This is a genomic window from Saccharibacillus sp. CPCC 101409 (assembly GCF_030518235.1).
Taxonomy (GTDB): Bacteria; Bacillota; Bacilli; order Paenibacillales; family Paenibacillaceae; genus Saccharibacillus.
In genome coordinates, this window is the sequence record NZ_JAULSA010000026.1 from 12,797 (window position 1) to 27,497 (window position 14,701).

General features: G+C 60.6%; 12 protein-coding genes. 2 read left to right on the forward strand and 10 right to left on the reverse strand.

Annotated elements, in window-relative coordinates; translation table 11 throughout:
• Positions 1 to 133: 133 nt before the first annotated feature.
• From QWJ34_RS25760 to QWJ34_RS25770, 3 genes are all read right to left on the reverse strand, one after another.
• The gene (locus QWJ34_RS25760; protein ID WP_302731960.1) at positions 134 to 1,702 is read right to left on the reverse strand and encodes a Ppx/GppA phosphatase family protein; all 1,569 of its coding nucleotides are present in this window, start codon (positions 1,700 to 1,702) and stop codon (positions 134 to 136) included.
• 242 nt (positions 1,703 to 1,944) lie between these two features.
• Positions 1,945 to 2,484, reverse strand: coding sequence for a hypothetical protein (locus tag QWJ34_RS25765; protein ID WP_302731962.1), 540 nt, complete (start codon positions 2,482 to 2,484; stop codon positions 1,945 to 1,947).
• A complete protein-coding gene (locus QWJ34_RS25770; protein ID WP_302731963.1) occupies positions 2,481 to 3,335 on the reverse strand; it encodes a glycerophosphodiester phosphodiesterase in 855 nt (284 codons plus the stop codon). Before QWJ34_RS25770 ends, QWJ34_RS25765 begins: the two co-directional genes overlap by 4 nt.
• 506 nt (positions 3,336 to 3,841) lie before the next feature.
• Between QWJ34_RS25770 and QWJ34_RS25775 the strand changes: the two genes are divergently transcribed.
• Positions 3,842 to 5,236, forward strand: a complete 1,395-nt coding sequence (locus QWJ34_RS25775) for an ABC transporter substrate-binding protein (protein ID WP_302731964.1) — start codon at positions 3,842 to 3,844, stop codon at positions 5,234 to 5,236.
• A gap of 106 nt (positions 5,237 to 5,342) precedes the next feature.
• Here QWJ34_RS25775 and QWJ34_RS25780 read toward each other — a convergent pair whose 3' ends face one another.
• From QWJ34_RS25780 to ilvA, 4 genes are all read right to left on the reverse strand, one after another.
• Positions 5,343 to 6,338, reverse strand: coding sequence for a glycoside hydrolase family 130 protein (locus QWJ34_RS25780; protein ID WP_302731965.1), 996 nt, complete (start codon positions 6,336 to 6,338; stop codon positions 5,343 to 5,345).
• A gap of 139 nt (positions 6,339 to 6,477) precedes the next feature.
• Positions 6,478 to 6,822: a cupin domain-containing protein gene (locus tag QWJ34_RS25785; protein ID WP_483314310.1), complete on the reverse strand. Its 345-nt coding sequence runs from the start codon at positions 6,820 to 6,822 to the stop codon at positions 6,478 to 6,480.
• 65 nt (positions 6,823 to 6,887) lie between these two features.
• Positions 6,888 to 7,907 carry a S66 family peptidase gene (locus QWJ34_RS25790; protein WP_302731966.1) on the reverse strand — a complete coding sequence of 340 codons (1,020 nt, stop codon included), beginning with the start codon at positions 7,905 to 7,907 and terminating at the stop codon, positions 6,888 to 6,890.
• Between the two features lie 173 nt (positions 7,908 to 8,080).
• Positions 8,081 to 9,370 carry a threonine ammonia-lyase IlvA gene (gene ilvA, locus QWJ34_RS25795; protein ID WP_302731967.1) on the reverse strand — a complete coding sequence of 430 codons (1,290 nt, stop codon included), beginning with the start codon at positions 9,368 to 9,370 and terminating at the stop codon, positions 8,081 to 8,083.
• Positions 9,371 to 9,635: 265 nt separating this feature from the next.
• Between ilvA and QWJ34_RS25800 the strand changes: the two genes are divergently transcribed.
• On the forward strand, positions 9,636 to 10,532 hold the full coding sequence (locus QWJ34_RS25800) for an AraC family transcriptional regulator (protein ID WP_302731969.1): 897 nt from the start codon (positions 9,636 to 9,638) through the stop codon (positions 10,530 to 10,532).
• Between the two features lie 573 nt (positions 10,533 to 11,105).
• Here QWJ34_RS25800 and purD read toward each other — a convergent pair.
• The 3 genes from purD to QWJ34_RS25815 all read right to left on the reverse strand — a co-directional run bounded on the left by purD (position 11,106) and on the right by QWJ34_RS25815 (position 14,683).
• Positions 11,106 to 12,389 (reverse strand): phosphoribosylamine--glycine ligase, encoded by a 1,284-nt coding sequence (gene purD, locus QWJ34_RS25805; protein ID WP_302731970.1) that lies wholly within the window; start codon positions 12,387 to 12,389, stop codon positions 11,106 to 11,108.
• Positions 12,390 to 12,552: 163 nt separating this feature from the next.
• A complete protein-coding gene (purH, locus tag QWJ34_RS25810; protein ID WP_302731971.1) occupies positions 12,553 to 14,100 on the reverse strand; it encodes a bifunctional phosphoribosylaminoimidazolecarboxamide formyltransferase/IMP cyclohydrolase in 1,548 nt (515 codons plus the stop codon).
• Positions 14,101 to 14,278: 178 nt separating this feature from the next.
• Positions 14,279 to 14,683 carry an NUDIX domain-containing protein gene (locus QWJ34_RS25815; RefSeq protein WP_302731972.1) on the reverse strand — a complete coding sequence of 135 codons (405 nt, stop codon included), beginning with the start codon at positions 14,681 to 14,683 and terminating at the stop codon, positions 14,279 to 14,281.
• Positions 14,684 to 14,701: the final 18 nt, after the last annotated feature.

Genomic DNA, 14,701 nt, shown 5'->3' on the forward strand with positions numbered 1-14,701 from the left:
CCTCGCGGACCGTCTGCCTATCGAAATGCATCAAAAAAAGCCTCGAACCCGCAACAAAGCGGGGATCGAGGCTTCTTTAATTGGAATATCGATCCGGATGCGCCGGATGCCGCAGCCTGCCGGGCGCCGCCGCTTAATGCGACGATTTGATCTTCAATTCGACTTTTACATTCCATTCTTTCTCGAAGTCCCTGGATGCGTTCTTGAGATCGCGCAGTTCCATGAACGCTTCGGTGCGGCAGACAAGTTCGAGTTCGAGCCGGTCGCCCCGGCGGCGGACGTTCAGATCCGTCACGGCCTGCGTTTCGCTGGCGTCGAGCGCGGCCGCCATTTGCAGCACATAGCCCAATCGGCGGGTGCGCTCCTCGTCCTTCGGCAGCAGGATGTCGCGATAAACCTGCGCCGTGGCGCTTTTGCGCCATTTGCCTTTGGCGGCGATGCCCGCGATCAGCGCGGTCAGGATAATCTCGCGGTGCGTCAGCCCGGCCAGCGGACGCTTGGTCAGCAGATACTGCGTGTGCTCCTCGTAGTCGATATACCCGACTTCGGTTCCGATCTGGTACGTCCAGGCCGCGACGCGCAGCAGTTTGCGGTTCCATTCGTTCTCGCCGCCTTCGCCGAGCGCTTCGTACAGGATGCCGGCAAAGGTCTCCGTCTGCTTGAGATGCCGCAGCCTCGGCTTCGGCACGGCGGACAGCAGCGCCCGCAGTTCGAACTCCAGGACGTTCTCGTGCACGGCCTGTTCGGGATGCAGCAGCTCGAAAAACAATCCTTCGCGCAGGCCGGTTGCGCTGACGATATAGCGCGAAGCTTTCATATGGCGGAACAGCGTCCGCAGAATAATCATGCCGGGCACGATGATGTCGATCCGGCTTTTGGACAATCCCGGCACACGCTTGCGCCGGTTGTTGTCCATGCCCGGCAGCGAGTGATAGAAGTAATCCACGTCTTCGCCCTGCATGGCGTAATTATGGATATGCGGCAGCGAATAGTTGCGCCGGCGCTGATCCATCTTGCCGAGTCCGCGGATCGTGCCGCCGAGCCCGACCAGATCGAGCCCCGGATGTGCCGACATCCACGGATGCTTGCGCGCTTCGCCGAGGATAAAGTTCTCCAGTTCCTTGATCCGGTCTTCGCTCCAGGTTCCGCCTCCGCCGAAGCGCACATTCATATTGACCGCGCCGAACGGAAACGAAAAGCTGGATACGCGCCGCCGTTCCTGGAACAGCGTGATCTCCGTACTGCCGCCGCCGATATCGATAATAAAGCCTTCGCGGATATCGATCTTGTTCACGACGCCGATAAAGCCGTAATGCCCTTCCATCTCGCCGGGCAGCAGTTCGATCTCAAGGCCCGTTTCCCGGTTCAGAATCTCGATGATCTGTTCCGAGTTGGACGCGTTGCGGATCGCGGCCGTGGCGACGGCGCGAATCTGCGCGACGCCGTACGCTTCGCATACTTCGACGAACTGGCGCAGCACCGGCACGACGGAATGGATGGCGGGCGACGGCATGATGCCTTCGGGCGTGACGAGCGCGCTGAGCCTGGCGGCTTCGCGCGATTCGGTCAGGACGCGGTAAGAGCCGCCGCTCTCGCTCTCATAAACGACGAGCCGGATGGAGTTCGAGCCGATATCGATAATGCCGGCTCGCAGGCTCGTTTGCATAGCGCCGGGTTGGATGGTTTCTTGTATGGTATTCATGGAATGGACAGCTCCTTGTCCCCGGCGCCTGCGCGGCGGGCCGGTTGATAATTAAATATCGTTACCTGTTCATTAGCCTTTACCTTAGCAAACCAAACAGGACGGCGCAATGGACGCCGTCCTGTTTCCTCTTTCAACGAAGATCAATCGATCTTGGATAAGTGTTGGCTGCTTAAATCCAGCTCAAAAAAAGATTGAGACGAAGAAGACGCGGTCGAAGAAAGCGAAGACCCGGCTGCGGTTCACAGATAAGCCCGGCCTCCTTCCACTTTCTCGATCTCCAACGCTCCGGTTCCTGGCGGAACGTCGACTCTGGATAGCGAGAGGCCCGTGTCCGGGCGCTGCACCTGCAAAATAACGGCTCCTTGTTCAGGACGATCGAGGGCGTATCCCGCATAAATGCGAATATTTTCGTCGTTCAGCGTTGCTCCGTACACGCCGAGGGGATAGAAATCGTGTATGCCCGGCGGCGCTTCGAGAACCTGAAAGCCCAGGTTGAACGCAAGTTCCGCGGTCTCGTCAACCTGCGGACCTTTTTGCGCTTCCCGGTCCGCGTCCGCTTGAGGGATCTTTCCGCTTTTCGCGTCGCATATACGCCCGGCCACGCGATCCGCGTCTGCTTTTTTATCCTGCTGGAACGGGTCGGCGGCGATCCGGTTGTATGCTTCTTTTGTCAGAAAAGGATGATCCCAATCGTCCGCAACCGCGCCCGCTATAACCGGAACGCAAGCCGCCAGTATAACCAGCGGAATGGCAAGCGCAAGCATCTTTTTGTTCTTCATGAAAGCTCCTTTCCCTGTACATATCCTACTTTCGTTTCGGCCAGACAGCGCATCGCCACATCCGGATGGTCCGTAATAATCCCCGATACGCCCATCCCGATCAGCTCTTTGATACGCGCAGGATCGTTGACGGTAAACGGATGATAATCGACGCCGTTCTCCCGGGCTTCGCGCACCCACTCCGCCTGTACCGCCGGGTCGTACGCGTGCAGCGCGTCGGCGCCGATCGACCGGGCATAATCCCACGGCCGGTACAATCCTTCCATATATAAAAGGCCCGTACGGATCTCCGGCGCAAGCCGTTTGCACAGCGCGACCGAATAATGGTTGAAGCTCGACAAGATCGTCCGGCGCTCCAGCCCGTATCCGCGAACCGCCGCGATCACTTTTTCTTCCATGCCCGTGTAGGGCAGGATATTGTTTTTGAGCTCGATATTCAACACGATAACGGTCTGCGCGGCCAGTTCCAGCAGTTCGTCCAGATGCGGAATCCGCTCGCCGACGAAATCCGGGTGATACCAGCCTCCCGCGTCCAGTTCGCGCAGCTCGGCATACGTCTTGTCGCTCACCCGGCCGCAGGCTCCGGCAGTGCGCGACAGCGTTTCGTCGTGGATCAGCACCGGCTCGCCGTCCAGCGACAGCTGCACGTCCGTTTCGATGCCGCCCGCCCCGAGCGCCGCCGCGCGCCGAAATGCTTCCATGGTATTTTCCGGACGGGAGCCCGACGCTCCGCGGTGCGCGAAGATGAGCGGACTGCCCGGCCGGCCGAATGCGCTCGAAATATTTGCCGGATTGTCCGCCTTTTGCGCTACCTTTTCTCCCCGCAGCGCCGTATTCGATTCCATTCCCATTCCCGATCGCCTCTCTTTCGCTTTTCTGTTCCCCGCGGTTCGCGCCGTAATCTCTTTACGATAGCATCCCCGCGTAAACGCCGTGTCAAACGCCAATTTTTACTGTAAAACGTTTTTTTACAAGACGAGCGTTTTCTTTTAACAATCGGCTGTTAGGCTTGACGTGTTTGACGATGAAGTTTGAATATTCGGTGTCGAACGATCTTCTGCTTGATTTCGATTTGCGCTTTGCCTGCTTCCGAAACGGTCCGCATTCGTCGTCAGCGCGGCGGCATGCGGTTCTCGTGGAAATGGAAAGGCCGCCGCGTCATCCCCCTACCTTGCGCGCGGCGCGCCGCTTCTCTTCCTATAGCCCGGGCGGACACGCGAAGCGGTTCAGGCTTGCTTCGCCTTCCGCCGGGCAATTTTATCACCGATCCGATTGATCTCATACATGCACCGACCCTGCGCCGATTCGAACCTTTACGAAGACCGATCGTTATTCGACCGAAGAGGTGGGAAATTTCATGCCAAAAAGCCGAAAGCGAACGTTCGCGTCTCTTGGCCTGCTGCTTATTCTGTCGACGCTGCTGACCGCCTGCGGAGCCTCGCTTGTACGAAGCGCAAATGCAGGCGGCCAGGCCGCCGAAGCGGCGTCTATAGACGGAAACGGCGAACAGGGCCCGATCAAAGTCGTCTGGTGGCACACGACAGGCGGACAACCCGGCGATACGTTAAACGAGCTGGTCGAACGCTTCAACGACTCGCAAAGCGAAGTGGAGGTGGAAGCCGTTTACCGGGGGACGGACGCCGAGAGTCTGAACGGGCTCCGGGCGTCGCTTCGGGCGGGCGCCGGACCGGCGCTGATGGAAATCTCCGATCTCGGCAGCCGGTCGATGATCGATTCCGGCGCCGTCGTCCCGATGCAGCAGTTTATCGACGGCGAAAGCTATGACGTGTCGCACCTGGAAGAAAACCTCTTTGCCCGCTACACCTTCGACTTCCGGTTGTACGCTATGCCGTTTCAAGCGGCGACCCCGGTCTTATACGTTAACCGGGATGCTTTTGCAGCCGCCGGGCTGGACCCGAAGAAGCTGCCGAAGACGTACGCGGAAGTGGAAGAAGCGGCGAAAAAACTGACGGAAAACGGCATGGCCGGAGCGTCTTTTGCCGTCTCGGGCGGCTTGCTGGAACAGCTGCTGTCGAACCGGGGCGCGGAGCTGCTTAACCGAGGCAACGGACGCAAAAGTCCCGCGGACGAAGCACTGATTGATCGGCCGGCCGCCGTCGATACGCTGAACTGGTGGAAAAAGATGATCGACGCAGGCACCATGCTGAACCTCGGCCGCAGCCTGGACGATACGCAGAAAGCGTTCGACGACGGACAGATCGCGATGACGATCGGCAGTACGGCTTCGCTGCGCGGCATTGTGCAGGCGGCCGAAGGCCGGTTCGAAGTCGGAACCGCTCCGCTGCCGAAGCCGGCGCAGGATGAGCGAGAACCGGGCGGCGTAACAGCGGAAGGATCGGGTTTGTGGATTCTGAACGACTCGCCTCCGGACGTGCAGCAGGCCGCCTGGAAATTCGTCAAATTCCTGGTGGAACCGGAGCAGCAGGCGGACTGGTACGTCGATACCGGATATTTCCCGATCACCCGGAAAGCCTACGACGAAACATCGGTCCGCAAGAACCTGGCGCAGTACCCGCAGTTCCGCGCGGCGATCAAGCAGCTGCGCGGCGCCGAGTTTACGCCGGCCGCGCAGGGCCCCGTGATGGGCGTGTTCCCGCAGGCCCGCGAGCTGGCGGCAGACGCGATCGAAGCGGCGCTCGACGGCGCTCTGCCCCCGCAGGACGCGCTGGAACTCGCTTCGACGGAGATTACACAGCTGCTGCGGGAATATAACGCCGCCGCGGCGCAGTAAGCGAATCCCGCAGCGCGGCAGCTTCGAACAGCAAACAGACCCGTTCGGTTCCGTAAAGAACCGGCGGGTCTTTGGTATGGGAACAACGCGGAAGCCGCGGCCGAAGTCAGCCTTTCAGGCACAGCTTCACCAGTTCGTCCACGTGCGCGGCAGCCAGGCATTCCACCGTATCGGCGGCCCCGTAATAAATCTTGACTTCGCCGTCGTCTTCCAGGATCATCCCGCCCGGGAATATCACGTCGTTGCGAAAACCGCCTTCCCGCTCGTAGTCCGCTTCCGGCGCGAGCAGCGGTTCGGAGGACAGCCCGATAATCTTGTAGGGATTGTCCAGATCCAGCAGCATCAGACCCGCGCAGTACCTTTTTTTCCAAGAGTCTTCCCAGCCGTTCCTGCCGCGCGCGGGATCGATATCCACGGTATGGAACGTAGTCAGCCAGCCGTGCGGCGTGCGGATCGGCGGCGCGGCGGGGCCGAGTTTGTCGTTGGCGAACGGGACGCTTTCCAGGCCGAGCAGCAGCTCGGTATTGCCCCAGTATTTCAGGTCCGGCGAGTCCGATATCCAGATATCGAAGCTGTCTTTGCCGCCTTTGCCGTACACCGGGAACGGGCGCTCCAGCCGGACGTATTTACCGCCGATCTTCTCCGGAAACAGCACCATATTGCGATTGTCCGGCGCGGACAGGCTGAGCACTTCGAAGCTTTCGAAGTCGTCCGTCACGGCGATCCCGCCGCGCACGCCGTGCTTCGTGTCGACGGCAAAGCACACATAGCAGCGATCGCCGATCACGGTCAGCCGCGGATCGTAGGTACGGATAATCTCTTCGCTGTGCAGACCGAAGCAAGGCTTCTCCTGCACGTCCCAATGAATCCCGTCGTCGCTGTAAGCCAGCCCGATATTAGTCGTGCGGCTCGGCAGCAGCGTCCGGTCGGCCGCGCTGCCGTAATCGTTGCGGAACATCATGACGTAACGGCCCCGGAATTTGGTTACGCCGGCATTGAACACGAGCGCGGGCCCGTAAGGCACATGGTCCGCCCGCAGAATGGGATTGCCGGGATAGCGGGTGATAACGGGACTGGATTTTAAAGGTTCGGTGATTGGCATGAGGATAGCCTCCTTTTGCGAATGGACGCAGTTCTTCCACGGCTTATTCTAGAGGAAGCATAAACTTCGAACCTTTAACCTTTACGGGAAAACCGGGAATATTTTTAGGTCTTTGCGCAAAAGGAGCAGAACCGGGCGATTATTCTTCGAACACCGTTGTGCTGGCCGTATATTCGAAGCAGAGATTGACCGTCCGTTCCCGGGCGCTTGTTCGATGCGCGACGCCTTTCGGCACAGTCAGAATCTCGCCGGGCCCCAGTACGACGGGCGCCTGATGGCGGAACTCGATCGTGAGCGCGCCTTCGAGCACCATAAACAGCTCATCCGATTCCGGATGACGATGCCATTTGTATTGTCCGGTAAATACGCTCATGCGCAAACAGCTCTCGTTGACCTCTCCCACGACAAAGTTCCGGTAAGTTTCCGTTACGGAGCGCTGAAGCTGCGTGAGATCGCTTTTTTGCAATTCGTTATCCGCGTTCAACCGATTCGCCTCCCGGCGGAGCGGCCCGGGAAGAGCCGTTCCTTTTTTAATTTAACAAGAGCACCCTACTTAAACACCTGAGTCACCATGCCTTCGCCGCTCTCGGAGGAGAACTCCACCGTCGCCAGCGCGCCGTTGATCAACGTCAGCTGCGGCGGCATGTGCCCGCAGTCGATGTCGTACAGGACGGGGACGCCGAGTTCTTCCGCCATGTCGCGGTACACGTCTTCGGCGGTATAGCCGCCTACGGGCGCGTTCGCCGGGCTGCGGCCGAACATCAGTCCCGCGCAGTTCTCGAACCAGCCGGCGAGTTTGAGCTGCACCAGCGAGCGCCGCAGGTCGGCTGTGTTCATTTCGCAGTTTTCCAGGTACCAGAGCACCGGCTCGTCGGGCATATGCCGTTCGCGGAAAGCCCGCACGTCTCCGTACGGCGTGCCGGCCAGATGCCGGATCACGTCGATGCAGCCGCCGAGCAGGCGGCCTTTCAGGCCGACATCGCCGCCGGAGACACTTTTCCAGACGGTCGGCTCGGTCAGGTGGAATACGCCCGGCGCCGCCTGCTGCGCATTCCATTCTTTCTGGTAGCGCACGGACGAATGCTGGATAAACGAGCCGCCGTGCGGCGTTTCCAGCGCTTCGCGCCAGGCGGCCGTCGTCTTGTCGTCGTACTTGCCGCGCAGGTCGAGCAGATTGGTGCCGTGCGCGGTGGCAAGTCCGGTATTCAGCGTCACGGCCAGCAGCAGCAGGCTGATATCCGAGTATCCCAGCAGCCATTTGTCGCCGATCTGCTCCCAATCGATATATTCCAGCACTTCGATCAGCAGCTCGCCGCCCCAGGGCGGCAGCACAAGCCCGATCCGATCATCGCGCAGCATCCGGTTCAATTCCTCGGCGCGCAGCTTCGCGGGCGCGGATTTGGCTTTATGCTCCGTCCAGACGGTATCGCCGGTAGCGACGGAGAAGCCCAGCCCTTCCATTTTGCGGATCGCCTGCTTCAGCCAGTCGTGCAGATCGGGACCGATGCCCGAGGAAGGTGCGGTAATCCCTATAGTCGTTTTTTCTTCCAGCAGCGGATAGCGGATCATGATCGTTTGCTCCTTTATTGGCAAAATGCGGCGCAGCCGTTTTTCTTCTGAAAAAGCTATTCTCCCCTGTCACGCCCGAATCCTGCATGGCGCCGGCGGTCTTCTGTCCATCTGAACCGCAAAAAGGCGGCACGCTCACCGCGTACCGCCTTTTAACATACAAAAGTATCCGTTTAGATCAGCAAACTGAACAGACTCGGATCGCGGTTCAGTTCCGTATAATTGATGCCCTGGGCGTCCATGCGGGCGACCAGCGCTTCGTAATCTTCTTTGGCCGCCAGTTCGATGCCGACCAGCGCAGGGCCGTTTTCTTTGTCGTTCTTCTTGGTGTATTCGAAGCGGGCGATATCGTCGTCCGGTCCCAGCACTTTCTCCAGGAACTCGCGCAGGGCGCCGGCGCGCTGCGGGAAATTGATAAGGAAATAATGCTTGAGCCCTTCGAAGATCAGCGAACGTTCCTTGATCTCCTGCATGCGGTCGATATCGTTGTTGCCGCCGCTGATGACGCACACGACTCTTTTGCCTTTGATCTCGTCACGGTACAGATCGAGCGAAGCGACCGGAATCGCGCCGGCCGGTTCGGCCACGATCGCGTTTTCGTTGTACAGATCGAGAATGGTCGTGCACACTTTGCCTTCCGGCACTTTGACCACTTCGTCGAGCATCCGCTTGCAGATCTCGTACGTCTGCTGGCCGACCCTTTTCACCGCCGCGCCGTCGATAAACTTGTCGATACTCTCCAGCGTCACCACCTGGCCGCGCGACATCGCTTCGCTCATCGAAGCCGCGCCCAGCGGCTCCACGCCGATCATGCGGGTGGACGGACTCATCGTCTTGATATATTTCGCCACGCCGGCCGCGAGACCTCCGCCGCCGATCGTCAGGAACACGTAATCGGCCGGAGCGTCGAGACTTTCCATGATCTCCATGCCGACCGTGCCGTTGCCCGCGATAATCATCGGGTCGTCGAACGGGTGGATAAACGTCAGCCCCTGCTCCGTGCAGACCTGCATCGCTTCGTCGTAGGCGTCGTCGAACGTATCGCCGGTCAGGATGACCTCGACGCTCTGGCCGCCGAATTTGCGCACCATCTTGACCTTCTGGTTCGGCGTCGTGCTCGGCATGTAGATTTTGCCTTGAATGCCCAGCGCGTGACAGGAAAAAGCGACGCCCTGCGCGTGGTTGCCCGCGCTTGCGCAGACGATTCCGCGCCCGCGCTGCTCGTCGCTCAGGCTGCGGATTTTATTGTACGCTCCGCGAATCTTGAACGAGCGTACCACCTGGAGGTCTTCGCGTTTCAAATAGACCTCGCAATCGTATTTAGCCGACAGTGTCGCGTCCCGCTGGAGCGGCGTGCGCACGATCGCTTCGCGCAGCACATGGTGCGCGCGCACAATATCCTCCATCGTAACCGTGCCGGCGTTGTTCTTGTCGTCCAATTCCGCAGTAGGTTCGGTTTTCATCTCGTTCTCCTCGCTTCTGATATTGTTTCTCTATGAACGATCTTGTCGTTTATCGAATTAAATTTAAAGGTAACGCGATTTCGCGAAAAATTCAAGCGCCATGCGGAAAAGGACCCTGCAAATCCGCTGCGCTTCCCGCCGTGCGCCGGTCGTTTCAAGAGCTTCGCCGATATTCCGGAACTTTTCCGTCAAAACCGCAAAAACGGACAAGCGTTCGCATCCTTATTCTGGTAAGATGAAACCACCGATCGGGAGGGAACGAACAATGGACTATACCGCATGTATCCAGCGCGCGCTGGATTATATCGAAGACCGCCTCAAGGAGCCGCTGACGGCCGAGGAGCTGGCGAAGTTCTGCGGATTCTCGCTGTACCATTTCTATAAAGTATTCCAGTCGCAGACCGGCCTGCCCGTCATGGACTATGTCCGCCGGCGCCGGCTCGCCCATGCGGCCGCGGACATGGCCGGCAGCCGGACGCTGCTTGCGATCGCACTGGATTACGGCTTCGAGACGCATGCGGGATTTACCAGAGCCTTTCGAAAAACGTACGGACTGACCCCGGAGCAGTATCGCATCCACGCCACAGGCAGCGTTCCCGAGCGGGTGGATCTTGCGAAACTGGCCGATTACCAATTGAGCGGAGGAATGATGATGAGACCGACTTTTGTAACCAAACCCGAAATCAAACTGGCGGGCTACGCGCTGAAAACGAAAATGAACGGCGAAAACTTCACCGAAATTCCGGCTTTCTGGAACCAATATATCGAGGAGAACCGGAATCGGACGCTCCACGAGCAGCTGAATCCGGTAAGCCATGCGGAGTACGGCGCCTGCGTCATGCTCCCGGACGAACCCGAGCATTTCCTGTACGTCATCGGCGTGGAAGTGGACAGCTTCGACGACCTGCCCGAAGGCCTGGACACCGCTGTGATTCCGCCTTCCACTTACGCCGTCTTCACGTCGAATCCGGCCGACCGGGCCGACGGCGCTTTCTCCCGGTCGATCCAGGGCATGACGCGATACGTGTACGGCGAATGGTTCCCGACCTCGGGCTATGCCTACGCCAAGGGCGGGGTGGACTTCGAATTGTACGACGAACGCTCCGACGGGGACACGGGATTGCAGATGGACCTGTATGTGCCTGTGGAGAAAAAAGAGTAGTTCGGACGATGAGCGGCGGCGGATAGCTGCGTTGACGGAACGGCGGAATGACGAGCGGAATTCATTCCCCGGCAGGCCTGCTTGCGAGCCGATCCGGGTTCCGACCGCAGCACGGCTTGGCTCGCAGGACGATCGAGCAGGCAGGGCGCGTTCCAACGGTTCTAACGGAACACAGCGACGCTAAACGGGTCAATTTCGGCCGTTTGAGATTCTAACGGAACGAGGAGACGCTAAACCGGCGATTGGGCGCTTTTGAGCCGCCGAATCGCCGGTTTTCGCCGTCTAACGGAATGACGTTCCGCTACAAATAAAAGCGGCCCCAAAAGGGCCGCTAAAGGAATGACGTTCCGTTACAGCAAACGGAAGCGTCGGATTGCCGGGCTGCTCTGCAAGGGCCGGAGCGCGGACGGCGCAGCCCGCGTTCGGGGGCGAAGTCCGCATGCCGGACGAAGGTCGGAAGGTCGGCGCGCCTCCGCCCTGCGGGCGCACCGATCGGCTTCCGGCACCGCGGCGCGCTTGTTTCCACGCGCGCTGCGCTCCGCCGCACGCAGTTCCGCCCTGCCGCCGCGCCCGCTACCTGCGCGGCGCCAGCGCCTTCGCCGCGATATCGCTGCGCTTATGCGCGCCCGCAAAAGCAATGCGCTCCGCCGCCGCATAAGCGGCCTCCCGCGCTTGCGCAATGCCCGCGCCGCGGCCCACGACGCCGAGGACCCGGCCGCCGGCGGTGACCAGCTCGCCGGCGGCATTCCGCGCCGTTCCGGCGTGGAACACCCGCGCATCGCCCCCGGCTTCGGCCTCCGCGATGCCGGTAATCACCCGGCCCTTCGGATACGAGGCCGGGTAGCCTTCGGAAGCCAGCACGACGCAGACGGCCGCGTCGTCGCTCCAGCGGATGTCGACGTCCGCCAGCCTGCCGTTCACGGCCGCGAGGAAGATCTCCAGCAGGTCGCTGCTAAGGCGCGGCAGCACGACCTGGGTTTCCGGATCGCCGAAGCGGGCGTTGAACTCGACTGTGCGCGGCGTGCCGTCCGCCTCGATCATCAGGCCGGCGAACAGGACGCCGGTAAACGGACGCCCTTCGTCGACCAGCGCTTTCGCGGTCGGCTTCACGATCTCTTCGACCGCGCGCTCGATAATCGCCGGGTCGATATGCGGCAGCGGCGAGTAGGTGCCCATGCCGCCGGTATTCGGGCCTTTGTCGCCGTCGTAGACCGGCTTGTGGTCCTGCGCCGCCGGCATCGCCCGCACGGTCTCGCCGTCCACGAAGGCCAGGATCGACATTTCTTCGCCGGCCATGAATTCTTCGATGACCACGGTGCTGCCGGCATCGCCGAACGAGCCGCCGACCATGGCGTCGTGCAGCGCTTTCTCCGCTTCTTCGAGCGTTTGGGCCACGGTCACGCCTTTGCCGGCGGCCAGGCCGTCGGTCTTGACGACGATTGGCGCGCCCTGCGCGCGCAGGTACGCAAGCGCCGCGTCGTAATCGTCGAACGTTTCGTACGCCGCCGTCGGAATGTTGTATTTCTTGAGCAAATCTTTCATAAAAGCTTTGCTGCCTTCGATCTCCGCCGCGTTCCTGCGCGGGCCGAACACCGGAATGCCTTTCTCTTCAAAAGCGTCCACGATGCCCGCGGCCAGCGGATCGTCCGGCCCGATCACGGCCAGCCCGACGCTTTTCTCCAGCGCGAACGCCGTCAGCGCGTCGAAGTCGAACACGCCGATATCGACGCACTCCGCCACCTGCGCGATGCCGGCGTTGCCCGGCGCGCAGTAGATCTTCCCGGCTCGCTGCGACTGCGACAGCAATGCGCAGATCGCATGCTCGCGGCCGCCGCCTCCCACCACCAGAATATCCATTCAAACCGCCCCTTTCGCGTCTTTGTGTGTTCCTTTTCCCAACCGGTCCATCCCTGTTCCAAAAGAAAAGCGCGCCGCCCTGGCAAACGGTCCGCCTGTCCGCAGAATCCGCTCCGCCGGCGCGCCGCGCGTCGATGTGAAGACTTTTATCCGAACCTTAATCCTAGTGCTTGAAGTGGCGCACGCCGGTGAAGATCATCGCGATGCCGGCTTCGTCGGCCGCCTTGATCGACTCCTCGTCCTTGATCGAACCGCCCGGCTGGATAATCGCTTTGATGCCGTGCTTGGCCGCCAGCTCCACCGTGTCGCCCATCGGGAAAAACGCGTCCGACGCGAGAATCGCGCCCTGCGCTTTCTCGCCGGCCTGCTCCAGCGCGATCTTGGCCGAACCGACCCGGTTCATCTGGCCCGCGCCCACGCCGACCGTCATATTGTCCGCCGCCAGCACGATCGCGTTCGACTTGACGTGCTTGACGACTTTCCAGCCGAACAGCAATTGCTTCAGCTCGTCCTCGGACGGCTGGCGTTTGGTCACGACTTTGAGGTCGGCGTCGCTCAGCGAATGCACGTCGCTTTCCTGCACGACCATGCCGCCTTCGATCGACGTCACGACATGCACGGATTGACGGCCTTCCGCCGAAGTCAATTCGCCCATCTTGAGCAGGCGGATATTTTTCTTCTTCGTCAGGATCTCCAGCGCTTCCGGCGTAAAGTCGGGAGCCAGCACGATCTCCAGGAAAATCTCGCTCAGCGGCTGCGCCGTCTCGGCGTCGATCGTGCGGTTGGCCGCCACGATGCCGCCGAAGATGGACACCGGATCGGCGCTGTACGCTTTGTTGTAGGCTTCCGCGATCGTCTCGCCCACGCCCACGCCGCACGGATTCATATGCTTGACCGCCACGACGGCCGGCTCGCTGAACTCTTTCACGATCTGGAGCGCCGCGTTGGCGTCGTTGATATTGTTGTAGGACAGTTCTTTGCCGTGCAGCTGCTCGGCGGTGGTCAGCGTGCCGGCCGGCGCCAGCGGCGCACGGTAGAACGCGGCGTTCTGGTGCGGATTCTCGCCGTAGCGCAGATCCTGGATCTTCTCGTACGTGACCGTATAGCGCTCCGGCAGCGGATCGCCCGTCTGCTTGGCGAGGTAATCGGCGATCAGGGCGTCGTAAGCGGCGGTATGGCGGAACACTTTGGCGGCGAGCCGTTTGCGGGTATCGAGCGTCGTGTCGCCTTCCGCGCGCACTTCTTCGATCACTTTGCCGTAATCCGCCGCATCGACCACCACGCTGACGAACGCATGGTTTTTCGCCGCGGAACGCAGCATGGTCGGCCCGCCGATATCGATGTTTTCGATCGCGTCTTCGTAGGCCACGTCCGGCTTGGCGATCGTTTCCTGGAACGGGTACAGATTGACGACCACGAGGTCGATATAACCGAGGCCCAGCTCCTGCATCTGCTTCTGGTGTTCTTCGCTGTCGCGCACGGCGAGCAGCCCGCTATGTACGGCCGGGTGCAGCGTTTTGACGCGTCCGTCCAGAATTTCCGGGAAACCCGTCACGTCGGAGATGCCGATCACCGGCACGCCTTCCTGCGCAAGCAGGTTTTTCGTGCCTCCGGTGGAAACGATCTCGACGCCAAGCTGCGACAGCTCGCGGCAGAAATCCACGATGCCCGTTTTGTCCGATACGCTGACCAGCGCTCTTTTGATACTCACGATGAAAAGTCCTCCTTGGGAATATGGATTGGTTGCTCGGTAGTGCGGGATGCCCGCTCGGGGCGGTGTTGGTTACGGTAAAAAGAAATCGGAAACCGTCAAGTTCGTCCGATGCGATAAACGGTTTTGGCGGCGCGGGCGCTCGGCCTCCGATGCGCCTGCAGACGGTCCGAAGCCGTTATTCGGCGGCGACCAGCCGCAGCGCTTCCCGGGAAAAAGCGGCGATTTCGCTTTCCGGCGGCAGCTCGCCCGGCTTGAACCATCTCAGCTCGGCGTGCTTCTGCGGCTCGCGGTTGACCGGCTCGCCGCCGGTGTAGCGCACTTTATAGATCAGCGACAGCAGATGACGGTCGTGCTGCGGCTGGATAATCTCGTCGGTGCACAGCAGGCTTTCGACTTCGACCGTCAGGCCCGTTTCTTCCTCGACTTCCCGGACGACCGCGCTTTCCAGCGTTTCAAAAGGATCGACTTTACCGCCGGGGATACTCCATTTGCCGCTTTCCGGGTCTTTCCTGCGCAGCACCAGCAGCACTCGGTCGTCCTCGTTGCGTATGACCGCGCCGGTTCCGACGATGATCGTCATAACGATTTCCCCTTTTCC

What these genes read in the sequence shown, in the direction of transcription:
- QWJ34_RS25760 (WP_302731960.1), bottom strand. Translation starts at nt 1,702, where the DNA reads ATGAATACCATACAAGAAACCATCCAACCCGGCGCTATGCAAACGAGC.
- QWJ34_RS25765 (WP_302731962.1), bottom strand. Translation starts at nt 2,484, where the DNA reads ATGAAGAACAAAAAGATGCTTGCGCTTGCCATTCCGCTGGTTATACTG.
- QWJ34_RS25770 (WP_302731963.1), bottom strand. Translation starts at nt 3,335, where the DNA reads ATGGGAATGGAATCGAATACGGCGCTGCGGGGAGAAAAGGTAGCGCAA.
- QWJ34_RS25775 (WP_302731964.1), top strand. Translation starts at nt 3,842, where the DNA reads ATGCCAAAAAGCCGAAAGCGAACGTTCGCGTCTCTTGGCCTGCTGCTT.
- QWJ34_RS25780 (WP_302731965.1), bottom strand. Translation starts at nt 6,338, where the DNA reads ATGCCAATCACCGAACCTTTAAAATCCAGTCCCGTTATCACCCGCTAT.
- QWJ34_RS25790 (WP_302731966.1), bottom strand. Translation starts at nt 7,907, where the DNA reads ATGATCCGCTATCCGCTGCTGGAAGAAAAAACGACTATAGGGATTACC.
- ilvA (WP_302731967.1), bottom strand. Translation starts at nt 9,370, where the DNA reads ATGAAAACCGAACCTACTGCGGAATTGGACGACAAGAACAACGCCGGC.
- QWJ34_RS25800 (WP_302731969.1), top strand. Translation starts at nt 9,636, where the DNA reads ATGGACTATACCGCATGTATCCAGCGCGCGCTGGATTATATCGAAGAC.
- purD (WP_302731970.1), bottom strand. Translation starts at nt 12,389, where the DNA reads ATGGATATTCTGGTGGTGGGAGGCGGCGGCCGCGAGCATGCGATCTGC.
- QWJ34_RS25815 (WP_302731972.1), bottom strand. Translation starts at nt 14,683, where the DNA reads ATGACGATCATCGTCGGAACCGGCGCGGTCATACGCAACGAGGACGAC.